This is a genomic window from Anaerolactibacter massiliensis, from assembly GCF_900290205.1.
GTDB classification, from domain to species: Bacteria; Bacillota_I; Bacilli_A; order Erysipelotrichales; family Erysipelotrichaceae; genus Bulleidia; species Bulleidia intestinalis.
In genome coordinates, this window is record NZ_OLMH01000003.1 from 130,324 (window position 1) to 143,960 (window position 13,637).

General features: G+C 45.4%; 12 protein-coding genes. 8 read left to right on the forward strand and 4 right to left on the reverse strand.

The window, feature by feature from the left end:
- Positions 1-61: 61 nt before the first annotated feature.
- The 8 genes from C7E00_RS14735 to C7E00_RS14770 all read left to right on the forward strand — a co-directional run bounded on the left by C7E00_RS14735 (position 62) and on the right by C7E00_RS14770 (position 9,975).
- Positions 62-1,636: an ATP-binding protein gene (locus C7E00_RS14735; protein ID WP_105305092.1), complete on the forward strand. Its 1,575-nt coding sequence runs from the start codon at positions 62-64 to the stop codon at positions 1,634-1,636.
- A gap of 262 nt (positions 1,637-1,898) precedes the next feature.
- Positions 1,899-2,276, forward strand: a complete 378-nt coding sequence (locus C7E00_RS14740; RefSeq protein ID WP_105305093.1) for a hypothetical protein — start codon at positions 1,899-1,901, stop codon at positions 2,274-2,276.
- Between the two features lie 2 nt (positions 2,277-2,278).
- Positions 2,279-3,436 (forward strand): YqaJ viral recombinase family nuclease, encoded by a 1,158-nt coding sequence (locus C7E00_RS14745; RefSeq protein WP_105305094.1) that lies wholly within the window; start codon positions 2,279-2,281, stop codon positions 3,434-3,436.
- Positions 3,433-5,682 carry an SF1B family DNA helicase RecD2 gene (gene recD2 / locus C7E00_RS14750; protein ID WP_105305095.1) on the forward strand — a complete coding sequence of 750 codons (2,250 nt, stop codon included), beginning with the start codon at positions 3,433-3,435 and terminating at the stop codon, positions 5,680-5,682. Before C7E00_RS14745 ends, recD2 begins: the two co-directional genes overlap by 4 nt.
- A 193-nt stretch (positions 5,683-5,875) precedes the next feature.
- Positions 5,876-6,847, forward strand: coding sequence for a LacI family DNA-binding transcriptional regulator (locus C7E00_RS14755; RefSeq protein ID WP_105305096.1), 972 nt, complete (start codon positions 5,876-5,878; stop codon positions 6,845-6,847).
- Between the two features lie 43 nt (positions 6,848-6,890).
- Positions 6,891-8,213, forward strand: a complete 1,323-nt coding sequence (locus C7E00_RS14760; RefSeq protein ID WP_105305097.1) for an ABC transporter substrate-binding protein — start codon at positions 6,891-6,893, stop codon at positions 8,211-8,213.
- Between the two features lie 45 nt (positions 8,214-8,258).
- Complete coding sequence (locus C7E00_RS14765) at positions 8,259-9,164, forward strand: carbohydrate ABC transporter permease (protein ID WP_105305098.1); 906 nt, start codon at positions 8,259-8,261, stop codon at positions 9,162-9,164.
- Complete coding sequence (locus tag C7E00_RS14770; RefSeq protein WP_204378695.1) at positions 9,154-9,975, forward strand: carbohydrate ABC transporter permease; 822 nt, start codon at positions 9,154-9,156, stop codon at positions 9,973-9,975. Before C7E00_RS14765 ends, C7E00_RS14770 begins: the two co-directional genes overlap by 11 nt.
- A 434-nt stretch (positions 9,976-10,409) precedes the next feature.
- Here C7E00_RS14770 and C7E00_RS14780 read toward each other — a convergent pair whose 3' ends face one another.
- From C7E00_RS14780 to C7E00_RS16825, 4 genes are read right to left on the reverse strand one after another with little or no spacing between them, the layout of a single operon-like run.
- Complete coding sequence (locus tag C7E00_RS14780) at positions 10,410-10,808, reverse strand: hypothetical protein (RefSeq protein ID WP_105303330.1); 399 nt, start codon at positions 10,806-10,808, stop codon at positions 10,410-10,412.
- Positions 10,801-11,625 (reverse strand): ExeA family protein, encoded by an 825-nt coding sequence (locus tag C7E00_RS14785; protein ID WP_105303331.1) that lies wholly within the window; start codon positions 11,623-11,625, stop codon positions 10,801-10,803. The genes C7E00_RS14780 and C7E00_RS14785 overlap by 8 nt, the downstream gene beginning before the upstream one ends.
- Before the next feature lie 2 nt (positions 11,626-11,627).
- Positions 11,628-13,034 carry a DDE-type integrase/transposase/recombinase gene (locus C7E00_RS14790; protein WP_105303332.1) on the reverse strand — a complete coding sequence of 469 codons (1,407 nt, stop codon included), beginning with the start codon at positions 13,032-13,034 and terminating at the stop codon, positions 11,628-11,630.
- A complete protein-coding gene (locus C7E00_RS16825; RefSeq protein WP_420808593.1) occupies positions 12,919-13,611 on the reverse strand; it encodes a DUF6431 domain-containing protein in 693 nt (230 codons plus the stop codon). Before C7E00_RS16825 ends, C7E00_RS14790 begins: the two co-directional genes overlap by 116 nt.
- Positions 13,612-13,637: the final 26 nt, after the last annotated feature.

Here is a 13,637-nt window from a genome sequence, read left to right on the forward strand (position 1 = left end):
GATACGATGGACCATCCGGCGTGAAATATCAATAATATGAATAATGATGGCAGGAACAAATATGACAAGAATCGATGAATTAGTCGGCGAAACTACTGAATACGATAAAAAACTGGAAGTTGAAGTGAAAAAGCCAAAAAGCTGGTGCAAAAGTGTCAGTGCTTTTGCTAACACGCTGGGTGGGCGGCTGTATTTTGGTATCGCTGATGATGGAACAATTTCAGGCCTGGACCATCCAGAAAAGGATGCAGAAGCCATCAGCGAAATCATTAAAACCAGGATCAATCCAATACCTGAATTCAATTTATCCTTTGAAAAAACAGACGATGGGAAGGTAATAATCGTCCTTAGCGTTTTTAAAGGTGAAGAAACACCTTATTACTATTCCGGTGATGGGGTTTTAGAGGCATACATTCGAGTTGGAAACGAAAGTGTAAAAGCCTCGCCAACTGATCTGAAAAGGCTTGTTCTGCGAGGGATTAATTCATCTTATGATTCCCGTATTACACAATATAGTTCGAATGATTATTCTTTTTCGAAGCTCCGGGAGCGCTATAAGGTCTGGACCGGCCAAAGTATGCCGGAAAGCGCTCTTGAGTCATGGAACTTAAAAACCGAAAGTGGAAAATTAACCATGGCAGGAGCTCTATTGGCTGACGAATCTCCAATCAGATATTCTAGAGTTTTTTGCACGAGATGGAACGGGCTTACGAAAAGCGGGGGAGTAGTAGATGCCCTGGATCATCAAGAATATTCCGGGAGTCTTATCTCTCTTTTAAACAATGCTGAAAACTTCATTAAACTGAATTCAAAAACAATCTGGAAGAAAACTGAGGATTCCAGACTGGAGTTTCCGGATTATGTACACCGCAGCTATTTCGAAGTGCTGGTAAATGCTTTAGTACATCGCGACTATCTGGATTTTGGAAGTGAAGTGCACGTAGATATTTTTGATGACAGGTTGGAGATTTATTCTCCTGGAGGCATGTTTGACGGATCGCGCATCCAGGACAGAAATCTTCGCAGAGTCCCGTCCAGGAGAAGAAACCCTATATTGGCTGATGTCTTTAACCGTCTTGGTTATATGGAAAGATCCGGCAGCGGATTCAGCAAGATACTGGACGGATATGAGAAAGCTCCTAATTTCAATATGCGGAAAGAACCGGAATTCTATTCTGAAAACTCCATGTTTCTTGTCACGCTCCCAAACTTAAACTATGGGAGCAAATCACCGTCAGATCCGGCAGAAACACCGTCAGATCCGGCAAAAACACCGTCAGATCTTGCAGAATCACCGTCAGATCCGGAAAAAACGCCGTCAGATCTTGCAAAAACACCGTCAGATCCGGCAGAAACGCCGTCAGATCTTGCAAAAACACCGTCAGATCCGGTGGGAAACCCGTCAGAATTTTCTGATGCTGCTCTAAGCCTTTCAGAGAAAGGGAAAGAAATACTTCAGAAAATGGAGATAGGTAGAGAATATAGTGCAGATGAGATTGCGGATATCATTGATTTAAAAGGATCACGAACAAGGGAATTATTACGAGAGCTGAGGAGAAAGGATTTGATTCGCTCAACTGGTACAGCAAGATATACAAGATATGTCAAAACCGGAAAGAAGAAAATTTCCAGCTGACACTACTGCTCCTCAAGCACGTTGTCTGAAAATTCCTCAAACCCGTCCAGCGTCGTGCTATCATGAAGTCGATAAAGACACACTTTTGCAGTCCTGCAGAGCAGGGCATCTGATCGAAGTTCCGCATCACACAGCAATCCGTGATCGCGTGATCTGATCGCTCCAGATGGAGATGAACTTCAGGATGTTCCGTTCATGCAGCATGGGACTCGCAGAAAGCGTGTCTTTTTTGTGCCTTGGATGGCAGAGAGGAGACAGCAATATGACTAACGCAAAGGGAACCACGAGTTTCGCCGCAGATCTCAGGGGGATCGGCGCATTTCTGAAGGATGAGTACGGCCACTTTCTGGACCGCATGACGCCGCCGGACACATCGGACTGTACGTTCATGCAGGCGGATGCCCCGCTGAGCCGTGATGAGGAAGCAGCCATGAAAATGGCGAAGGCCTGGGGCAGCGTGCATGATCCCGACGCCGTGGCAGTGGAAGGAAAGCTCTCCGCGGAAACGGCAGAGGATGGCGAAGGCTACACGAAGTATTCCTTCACCTATGCGATCTCGGATGACTTCGGCACCGTGACGATCTTCACCCGGCATCTCGTGGAGTATGTGTCCGTCGACAGTGAGAACGGAGGCTTCTGAACATGGCTGAGAACATCATCCAGGCATCCGACCGCTCGGTTTCCGAGGTGATCGAGGAATGCCTGACGTCTGCCGCAGCCCTCGGCATGGATCTTTCCTACAGTCCTTCTGTTCTCGTGGAGGACATCAGCACCCTGTCCATTGATGCATGGCGTGAAAAGCGCCGTGAGATGATCGGCGGATCCGATGCAGGCACGGTGATGGGAGCAGGCTCACGCTCCCTCACGCGCCTGGTCCTCGAGAAGCAGGGAAAGTGGAGCGCACCTCCGGCAGACCGCGCGCTCCAGTTCATCTTTGACTGGGGGCACGCCGCTGAGACGGTCTCCGCCCGGCATTTCGGCAGGGTGACCGGCTTTGAAGTCTACCGGGACAGCCGCATGTTCGCTCATCCGCAGCATCCCTGGATGGGCGGGGACGTGGATGCGTTCTGCATCGATGCGGAAGGCTACCAGTGCGGCATCGAGCTGAAGACGGCAAATCCCATGTTTCTGAGCCGCTGGCATTCCGGCGTTTACGGCGAAGATGCGACGGTCTACCGGCAGGAATACATCTGGCAGATCCGGCATTACATGGCGGTCACGAACCTCTTCCGGTGGTATCTCGTCATCATGTTCGACAACAATGCCGACAATGTGGTGATGATCCGGGTCGACCGGGACATGCATGCAGAGCAGGAGCTGATCAGCGCCGAGGAGAACGTCTGGAAGAACTATGTCCTGACGGGGATGGTTCCGGAAGATCCGACGTTTGAGAAGAATGAGTATCAGGAACTGCGGGAAGGACTTGCTCTTCCTAAGCCTGATAAAAGTGCAGAGCGGAAGCTGCTTGCGGAAAGCGACCTGAACATGCTTGAGGAGTTCATCCGCCTTTCTGATCAGAAGTCGGATCTTGACAGGCAGAAGAAGGAGATCGAAGAGCGGCAGAATGCGCTGCGGCTGCACCTGGAGGAAGAGCTCGGGGGAGCGGCAGAAGGCTATCTTCCTTCCAGAAGCGAGCCAGGGAAGGAATATGTCGTAAGCAATCCGCTCGTCACAAGAGAAGGAGCGGATCTCTCAAAGCTGAAGACGCTGCATCCGGAAATCTTCCAGGAAGTCCGGACGGTTTCGGATTCCCGGCGCTTTTCCGTGAAGCTCAAGGCCGCAAAGAGGAAGAAAGCATGACGGAGAGAGAATCTGCATCAGTGGAAGGACGCTTCTTCCGCCGCAGGAATCAGGAAGGCAGTGACTTCTTCGTGAATCTTGTGACCTGTCAGAACGGGAAAGAGCTTCCTCCGGCAGTTCAGAACCAGGGGAAGTTTGCACACGGGTTCATCTTCACCGTGACCGGATACAACCTTCCGACCGTAAAGGAGCTGAAATACCGCTATTACGGCTCCTGGGTGATGAGCCCGAAATACGGCCTGCAGTTTGAGGCAAAGTCCTGCCGTGAGATCCCTCCGGATACCCGGTCGGGAATTGCTGCATATCTTGCTTCCTCACGGTTTCATGGAATCGGGAAGGCGTCGGCACGTGCAATCGTGGACCGCTTCGGGCTTGAAACGCTGGAGGTGATCCGCAATACACCGGAGCAGCTGCTGGAAGTAAGAGGTGTGACACGCTCCAGGCTTGCATCGCTTCTGAAGAGCTTTCATGAAACGGAAGCCTATGGAGAGCTTGCTGCATTTCTCGGAGCATTCCGCATCCGCAGCGACCGCATCGCAAAGATCTACGAATGCTGGGGACAGTCTGCGGAAGCAAGGATCCGGAAGAACCCTTATGCGCTGACGGAGATCAGCGGGATCAGCTTTTCCGACGCTGATCTCATCGCGCATGAGCTGCAGTTTCCCGAAGATTCCAGGGAGCGCATCCGGGCGGGGATCCTTGCGGTGCTTGCACAGGATACGGCCGAAGGCAATCTCTGGATGGATCTTCGCGAACTGAAGAAGCGCACGGAGGAGATGCTGAATGAAAGCTTCGGAAATCACGCCGTGAATGAAGCAATGGTGGAAGACGAGCTGATTCATGCAGAGGATGCAGGGGAGCTCGTCCGTCATGGCGGATGTGCGGTGTTCCTGAAGGAGAATGATGGGGCGGAGCATGTCACTGCTGAAAAGCTGCTGAAGCTGCTTGCGGTATCTCCTGAAGCATCAGAAGAAACCTATGCAGAAGCGCTGGAGCACGTTCTTCTGAAGCAGGAGAGCTTTCACCTTGCCGAAGGACAGAAGAAAGGAGTGATGAACTGTCTCACGCACCGGGTATCGATCCTGACCGGCGGACCGGGGACCGGAAAGACCACCGTGCTTTCGGCGATCATTCAGGTTTATCAGAAGGTAACGCATGGCCAGGTAACGCTGCTTGCTCCGACCGGCAAAGCTGCACGACGCATGAGCGAGCAGACCGGAATTCCGGCAAGCACGATTCATTCCGCGATTCATCTGTATCAGAGCGATCTGAAGGCCGGAGAGTGCGTCACGCTGCCGGAAGGGCTGATCATCGTGGATGAGATGTCCATGGTCGATCAGTTCGTGATGGCAAAGATGATGGCATGCATCCGGAACGTCCGCGAAAGCCACCTCGTGTTAGTCGGCGATGCGGATCAGCTGCCTTCGGTGGCCGCAGGGGATGTTCTGTCTGAGTGCATTGCCTCAGGCGTGATTCCCACCGTGAAGCTCACGGAAGTATTCCGCCAGGGCAGAGATGCGGAGATCATCCGCGACAATGCCGCGCGGATCAATAAAGGGAACACGGAGCTCTATGTGAATGACCGGTTCGAGTTCATTCCGGCCTCTGATGAGGAAGCAGCGATGCATGCGATCCAGGAAGTCTACCAGAAGGAGCTTGAGCGCTGGGGACCTGGAAATGCGGTCGTGCTCTGTCCGAGGAGGTCGAAGTGCACCGTGTCCGTGGACTTGCTGAACCCACGGCTGCAGGACATCGTGAACCCCAGGGTGAGCGGTGAACCGGTCGTGACAGTGAATGGAACGGAATTCCGGATCCGCGACCGCGTGGTGCAGATGAAGAACACCGCGCAGGCAAGCAACGGCGACATCGGCGTGCTGACAGATATCCGCTTTGAAAAGAATGCGGACGGAGAAAGCGAAACGGTGTTCACGATCCGCTGGGAGAATGGTGCCGAGACGGAATACATGCGTGAAGACATGATGAGCGTGGAGCTTGCATATGCGCTGACGATCCACAAGTCGCAGGGTGCAGAAGCGCCAAGCGTGATCATCCCGGTGCTGAACAGCCAGAGATACATGCTGCATCGGAACCTGCTGTACACCGGCGTGACGCGAGCATCGCAGAAAGTGACGCTGATCGGAGAAAGAGAGGCGATCGATGCATGCATACAGAATTCGGAGAAGGGGAAGAGAAACACACTTCTCAGTGAAAGGCTGAGGTTTCAGTATCAAAAAACAATAATTTAACAATATAGACATGCATCATTCCATTGAAAATGATATGGATTGAGCGAAGAAGTAGAAATACTATCTTCGCTTTTTCTATGTAAATCGAAATAAAAAGTATTTCGCGTTTTGCTATTGACGGAAAATACAGTTTTAATTAATCTAAAGGTGTAGAAAATGATAGCGCTAACATAATATGAGGCTCTGAATAGATATGGTCACGTTAAGCGATGTTGCGAAAATGGCTGGAGTTACGCCTATGACGGTTTCTCGCGTGGTGAATAGTCCTGAACTAGTAAAAAAAGAAACCAGAGAAAAAGTAACAAAAGCTATGAAAAGTCTTGGATATGTTCCAAATGTTGCCGCGAAAAACTTAGCAACGAATCGTACGCATATTATTGATGTATATATTCCTGAATCAATTGATTTAACAAATCCATTTTCAATGTATTGCATTGTAGGTGTTAGTGAAGTTCTCAGCAAGCATTACTATTCACTAATGATATTAAGGAATCTAAAGAAAGACCATTTATGCGATGGTTATATAGTAACCGGTTTGTTAAGAAACGAAGTTAATTCTTTTAAGAATTATGCCTCTAAAAAACAAAGACCATTTATTCTCTTTGGGCACACAGATATAGATGGAATCGACTATATCGATACTGATAACGTCATGGGTGGGCGCATGGCAACAGACTATCTATTTGATAATGGGCATAACCATATTGCAATGATCAATGTTCGTGAAAATAAAGACTATGCCTTTGATCGTATGGAAGGTTATAAACAATCTCTGTCGGAACATTCTCAAAGCATCAACCCAAGATTAGTAGAAGAAGCAGAAAACAGTGTTGAAGGAGGCACAAAAGCAATGCGGCGCCTTCTTAAGAAAAAAGGATTTTCAGCAGTTTTCTGTGCAACAGACACTTTGGCAATTGGAGCTAACATAGCAATCCAAGAGAAAGGTCTTAATGTTCCGGAAGATATTTCGTTAATTGGATATGACGCATTGGGATATGAGCATCTGAGTTCCCCAGAAATCACAAGCATTCACCAGCCCATTATAGAAATCAGCAAAAAAATGGCAGAAGTTTTAATTCGGAAAATTGAAAAAAATGATACTGAAGTCCATGAGTTTATAGCACCCGAATTAAAACTTGGTTGTTCTGTCAAAGAAATAAAATGATTCGGCCAATTGCAAAGGCGCTATTAAGAAGGAGGGTACAATCATGAAAAAAATAGTTGCACTTTTGCTCAGCATTACTACCATTGCTTCAACTACAGGATGCAGCAGAACGAGTACTGCAAAAGCAACTGCAGAGTCCACACAGCAAGCTTCTGCGCAAACTACAGAAGCAGTCGCGGAAAGCAGTGATCCGGCAGAATTAAGCGGGACACTGACAGTCTGGTCTTCAGGAGAAGAACTAGGAAGATTTGTTGAAGGGTTCAACGCGATCTACCCTAATATTACAGTAGACATAACTGTAGTTCCAAATGCGGACTTCTTAGCTAAACTCACTCCTGCATTATCCAGTGGGCAGGATGCACCGGACATTTTTACAGGAGAATCTGATTATGTGAAGTATCTGGTTGATAGCGGATACTGGGATGATCTTTCTGGCGCCCCATATAATGCAGATACATCAGATACGTGGGACTATATTGTAAGTGTGGGCTCTGATGCAAGCGGTGCAGTCAGAGCATTAAGCTGGCAGGCATCTCCAGGTTCCATTCTTTATCGGAGAGATATGGCTAAAGAGGTACTAGGAACCGACGATCCTGACGAAGTCAGTGCAATGCTAAATAGCAATGAGGCAATGCTTGAAGTTGCGCAGAAATTTAAGGATAAAGGAATCAAAATGTTTGCAAGCTGGCAGGATATCATGAACATGCAGTTTTCAAATCGGAAAGAACCTTGGGTAGTAGATGGAAAACTTGTTATTGATGATTCAATGCTTGACTTCATGGACATGGCAAAAACAATCAGTGAAAATGGATACGATCTTAATGTTGATCCATGGGCACCAGAATGGGTTGCTGCAGTTGAAAGTGACGACACGTTCTGCTATGTACTTCCTTCTTGGGGATATCAGTTCGTTGTTAAGCCAAATGCAGTAAATACCGTTGGGAAATGGGGAATGTGCCAGGGCCCTGTACCATATGTAAAAGGTGGAACTTGGCTTGGTATTTATAAAGACAGTCCGAATAAGGATCTTGCATGGGCTTTCATGCAGTATGTATGCTTAAATAAAGACGCTCAAGAATCATACGCTTCAGAATATGGTGAATATGTATCTTTGAAATCAGCTGACGAAGATCTTGCAAAGGGAGATGGAGAAGAAGTCCTTGATGGTCAAAATCTCTTCGCATTCTATAATGATCAGATGTCAAAGATTCCAGATAATCTGATGACTGCATATGATGGGACTATTAATAATGCATTCCTATCCGCAACAAAGTCTTATGCACTTGGTTCAGTCACAAAAGATGAGGCCATTGAACAGTTCAAGAGCGATGTAGCAAATGCTTACCCTGAACTAACTATCGAGTAATACACAAAATAATAATTTGTGAAATTGAACGGGAGGATCGAATATATGAAGAAAAAGATTCTTAACAGCCATAACTATGGCATAGTATTCATTCTCCCGTTCTTTATTGTCTTTCTGATATTCAGCGTATATCCAATCATTTACACTCTATTTCTGAGTTTTCATAAATGGGATGGTTTAGCTGCAGTCGCAAATATTGGATGGACAAATTTTACAAGACTTCTTCACGATGATGTATTTTATCTTTCACTATGGAACACGTTCAGAATCTGGATCTGTAATTTTATTCCTCAGATGGCTGTTGCACTAATACTTTCTGCATTATTCACACTTTCAAAAATTAAAGGTATGAAAGTTTTCCGGGCTGTGTACTATCTTCCAAACCTGATTACCGCAGCATCTGTTGGTTTACTATTTAACTTATTATTCTCTGGTGATAAATCTGCAGCAAACCAGTTGTTAACAACCATGCATGTTTCTGGAACTCCTTTCAATTTCTTTAATAGCGAAGCATTTACTTCTGGATTAGTTTCTTTTATTCAATGGTGGATGTGGTTCGGATATACAACTATTATTGTCATGGCTGGAATCACAACGATTGATCAGAGCGTGTATGAAGCAGCAATGGTGGATGGAGCCACAAAGATGCAGACATATCTGCATATTACGTTGCCTCTAATACGTCCGACAATTATCTACTTATCAATTACATCAATTATCGGTGGTATGCAATTGTTTGATGTACCTGCAACATTAAGTAATGGAAGCGGTGATCCGAGGAAAGCAGTGCTTACTACTTCCATGTATATGTATAATCAGGCTTTTAAAAATCATAACTATGGTTATGCTTCAGCTATTTCAGTAGGTTTGTTTGCCGTAATTGCATTACTTAGTGTTCTGTCTTATCGAGCAATGAAGCAAAGGAATAATAGCGGAGGTAATGATGAATAAAAAAGGATTCACAGTTATTACTTACGTTTTCCTAATCGTACTGCTTGTAATCAGCGTTGTCCCATTTTACCTCATGATTATCAACAGCACGCATTCAAGTGTGGAAATATTGACGAAGTTTAACCTTCTACCAGGAAGAGAATTAGCCAATAATTACGTTACAATGCAATCCCACGTTAATATCTGGAGGGGGTTTTTAAACAGTATTTTCATTGCAGTTCCTTATACGCTTCTTGTAGGTTATTTCGGAGCTCTCACAGCTTATGGATTTGCAAAATACACTTTTCGTTTTAAGAAAGTGTTATGGTCCTTAGTGATTGCATCAATGATGATTCCATCACAGCTGAGTTTGATAGGTTTTTACCAATTAAATCTAAGACTTCATCTTTTAAACTCATATATACCATTTATCATTCCTGGAATTGCAAATGCAACAACAGTATTTTTCTTACATCAGATGATTCAAAGTGTTCCTTCTTCAATGATTGAAGCTGCACGGATTGATGGTTGCTCAGAGTTCGGGATTTTCAATAGAGTTGTGTTACCTTGTGTTATTCCAGGAATTGCAACAATGTGCATTTTCAGCTTCGTTTCCTGCTGGAATAACTATATGGGCCCGTTAATCATTATGACTGACAATGAGCGCTATACCATGCCAGTAATGATTGCAATGATCAAAGGGTTATATCTCAGCAATTACGGAGCAATGTACCTTGCGATTGCAATATCAGTTGTCCCAATACTGATTGTATATATCTTTTTGTCCAAATACATCATCAATGGTCTGACTGCAGGCTCAATGAAAGGTTGAACTCATGAAAATAAATTGGCACTGGTCTAATAAGGAAGATCAATGGCAAAAGGGTGTTCCTGAATCTGTTGGGAACACCAATTGTTCAGTATCTATTAATGGAAACCGATTTCAGAAAATGCTTGGATTTGGCGCGTGTCTGAATGAACTTGGCTATACTTCTCTTCATGACCTCAGAGAGACAGATAGAAAAAACCTTTTAGAGGAACTATTCTCAGAATCGAAAGATGATGGATGCAATTTCCAAATATGCAGATTCCCAGTGGGAGCTAATGATTATTCATTTAACTGGTACAGCTTAGATGATCATTATTGTTACCGCTAAATCAAAATGTCCAGAATCTGATCTGATCATATGTCCGGAAACTGCTCATCTTGGTGACTTTGAATGAATCTCAGAATTGATAAAACCCGGTTTTCCGGGCTTTACTGTTCTATCTGGATCTTTTCTTGATAGCTTCACGATAAATATTCGGATGATCACGTGTCATCTTTCCGGAAGCGTACTTCCTCATTTCTCGAATGTATCCGGCTTCATCAAATGGATCATTTCCACAGTAGAATTCTCGGACATAACTGTCATATGAGATCGGCACGATCTGTGGGTAAAGTGCTCTGAAAATATCATCCTTCAGCCCGTCTCTGTACTCCGGCTTGATATAACGCATTAATAATCTTCTCAGAGCTACAATTTCCAGATTCTGGTCTTTGATTGAATCAATCAGATCATCGATAAGCATCTGATACATAATGTTATCCCGGTTGTATTCTTTGCAGATTTTCGTATCCGGGCAATATTCGCATATGCCGTGGCATTCAATAGTTTCAGTCATGGTTTTCTCCGAAAGTTAGCATTTCATGCTGAATTACGTGCTGGACAATGTGCTCATCAATAAGACGCTGCCGCTGCTGACCTGCATAGGTAAGACACTTTTCACAGACTCGGTTAATGATCCTCGGGATTCCGGTTGAGGACTTGCAGATTTCTTCTACAGCTTTTTCTGTAAACAGCGGATTATTGACTCCTGCATAATGCAGATTGGAATCGATATACATCTGTGTCTGAGACAGATCCAGATGCGGAAGAATGCAGGTAATATCGATTCTCTGCCGTATTGCGGCATATCGCTTATATCGCAGCTTCTGATCCCATAGTTCATTCTGACCGACAAGAATCAATGCCATCTGGCTCTCAGAATCAAAGGAAGAGTTCAAGAGGAACCGAAATTCTTCCAGCGTCTCTTTCTCCAGCAGATGAGCTTCATCAAGAACGCAGACGACTTTCCTGTGCTCTTTTGTACGGATGATTTCAATCTGCTTCTGAAGCAGCCTCTTTGCGTCTCCTCTGTAAAAACCTGCTTCAAGCCCAAGCTGATCCAGAAGACTTTTGTACAGCCATTTCGGTGTCAGCTTGGAATCAGAAACATAAAGAAGAAGGTATTTGTCTTTTGGGAGATTGTCATTGAATCTGCGGATCAGAGTTGATTTCCCGCATCCTGCATCGGAAGTCAGTACTGCAAACAGCTGCCGATCTGCCGCATAGTTCAGCCTGGCGAACGCTTCAGCCATTGCCGGAGATTCATACAATTCTTCAGAAGGGATATTTCTGACAAACGGAGTCTGCTTCATTTCATAGAATGCTTCATACATGATCAGTCGCCATCCTTTCTGTAGCTGCTGTAGGAAATTGCGTCCGCAAGCTTAGTCTGAGACTCTTGATATTTCTTTTCGATTACATCCAGGAATCGTGACGTATCAGGCACGGAATCTGTCATGGATTCCGGAAGTGCAGGATCTTTGGAACAATATGGGCCAATGGTAACTGGTTTGGCAATAAAAGGTTCCAGATCCTTATAATGAACTGTGATATCAGTATCTTTCTTCGGATCATAGCTGATCTCAATCTTTGCGCCGATCAGAGATGCCCCGACTTCATACGATCTGCCTTTGACACTGATCAGTCCGCCCGGATTTACGGTTCGTTTATCATGAAACAGGAATGCTTCACCAACTTTATCTTTATCGATAAAGACAAGCTGACGGGAGTCACGATTCCATTCCTGAAGTGGCGTGATGCCTTCTGGTGGTACCGGACGATTCAGAGAAAGATAATATTCCCTGATGCCTTCATGCGGCCTTTTGTGATAGTATTCATCGACAAAAATCTTCCATAGCCGATTGATCTCAGCCAGGTTGTCTATTTTCTTCAGTTTGATCTCGGCAATGAATTGATCTACGGTCTGATGAAAGCGTTCGATTACGCCTTTGCTTTTCCCGCTATATGGCTTCGCACGAATCAGATGAATCCCAATTTTTGCGCAGCTGATCCTCAGCTGTTTTGAAACATATACACTGCCATTATCTGTGTAGCATTTGTCAAAAGTTCCATGGTTCAATACTGCTTTCCGGAAAACATCAACTACCGCATACTCATCTTCCTTCTCATACCACTCACTTGCGAGAATATATCTGGAATGATCATCTATGATTGATGACAGATATGCGGTCTTCTTTGATCCATCTGCAGTGAATATGATGCCGACTCCATATTTGATATCCGCCTGGGCAAGCATCATCCGATGCGGCTTGCAGAATCGTTTTACCGCAGTCTGGCTTTTCTGATCTTCACGGTATTTCTTCATCTGCTTCTCTCCGAATCCTGCCGCATATAGATATCGCTGCAGAGTGGATCTCTTCAGCACTCCTTCCGGAGCTTTTTCTTCTCCCTCTAGAATGGTAATGATCTGATTAACAGATCTAGTAGGCACCTCCTTCTTCAGGATGATTGCCTCCTGCACGAACTCGTGATAGTTTTCCGGAAGACGGCGATCTAATGATCCTTTTCGTGACTTTGGCTTCAGACCCGAAAAGCCTTTACTTCGAAAGGCTGATTCATATCGCCGGATTGTCTTTACGGATACGCCATTATCATCGGCAATCGTTCTACGGGTCGCTGTTTTCTTGGCAGAGTCCAGGGCCTGATCCATCAAAGGGGCAATCATCTGAAACCTTCTCAGTGCCTCTGCATCCTGCCAATCCTCGGTTTTCTGGCTGCTCATTGTGATCCTCCTTTTGAAAAGAGGATATCCCAGATCTCGAAAGACAGCTTGACAGAACAGGTGTGTCACCCCTAGGCAGAGAAGAACCGAAATTGATGATGGCACGATAGATTTCTGAAAGCCATCCTCCAATGCGTTTCCTGAAGTGTTCGAGTAATGAAACGGCTCCATTCCGGAGGCTCGATCCGGACGAGTCAAAGTGTGAAACGATGGAATTCAGGTTTCCATCAATCTGCTGTTTGTTTTCTTCTTCCCATGTTTTCCAGCGCTGGAAGGTTCGCTCACAGGGGTATTCTCCTATATCAGAATCTCCAAAGTGTATGGCTTCATCAATTGCCTCTTCAATGATGATGGATTCATATCTTCGAAAAGGAATACAGAAGTCCGGCAATTCTCTATGGATACGATTGCACGAAGAATTTGAACATTTAAGACGCCTGATGATATAGGTCGAAACACTTCCATTTGTGTCTTTCACTTTACGCCTTACTGAATCACGAACCAGAAGATCTGACTGACATACAGGACAAACGCAGGTTTCATTACTCCTGATTAAAAAGGCTTTCTTCTCCGGCAACGACTTCTATATCAAAATCTGTTATA

Coding starts and splice junctions, on each gene's coding strand:
- C7E00_RS14745 (WP_105305094.1), top strand. CDS start 2,279: ATGGCTGAGAACATCATCCAGGCATCCGACCGCTCGGTTTCCGAGGTG.
- C7E00_RS14755 (WP_105305096.1), top strand. CDS start 5,876: ATGGTCACGTTAAGCGATGTTGCGAAAATGGCTGGAGTTACGCCTATG.
- C7E00_RS14790 (WP_105303332.1), bottom strand. CDS start 13,034: ATGAGCAGCCAGAAAACCGAGGATTGGCAGGATGCAGAGGCACTGAGA.
- recD2 (WP_105305095.1), top strand. CDS start 3,433: ATGACGGAGAGAGAATCTGCATCAGTGGAAGGACGCTTCTTCCGCCGC.
- C7E00_RS14735 (WP_105305092.1), top strand. CDS start 62: ATGACAAGAATCGATGAATTAGTCGGCGAAACTACTGAATACGATAAA.
- C7E00_RS14770 (WP_204378695.1), top strand. CDS start 9,154: ATGATGAATAAAAAAGGATTCACAGTTATTACTTACGTTTTCCTAATC.
- C7E00_RS14780 (WP_105303330.1), bottom strand. CDS start 10,808: ATGACTGAAACTATTGAATGCCACGGCATATGCGAATATTGCCCGGAT.
- C7E00_RS14760 (WP_105305097.1), top strand. CDS start 6,891: ATGAAAAAAATAGTTGCACTTTTGCTCAGCATTACTACCATTGCTTCA.
- C7E00_RS14785 (WP_105303331.1), bottom strand. CDS start 11,625: ATGTATGAAGCATTCTATGAAATGAAGCAGACTCCGTTTGTCAGAAAT.
- C7E00_RS14765 (WP_105305098.1), top strand. CDS start 8,259: ATGAAGAAAAAGATTCTTAACAGCCATAACTATGGCATAGTATTCATT.
- C7E00_RS14740 (WP_105305093.1), top strand. CDS start 1,899: ATGACTAACGCAAAGGGAACCACGAGTTTCGCCGCAGATCTCAGGGGG.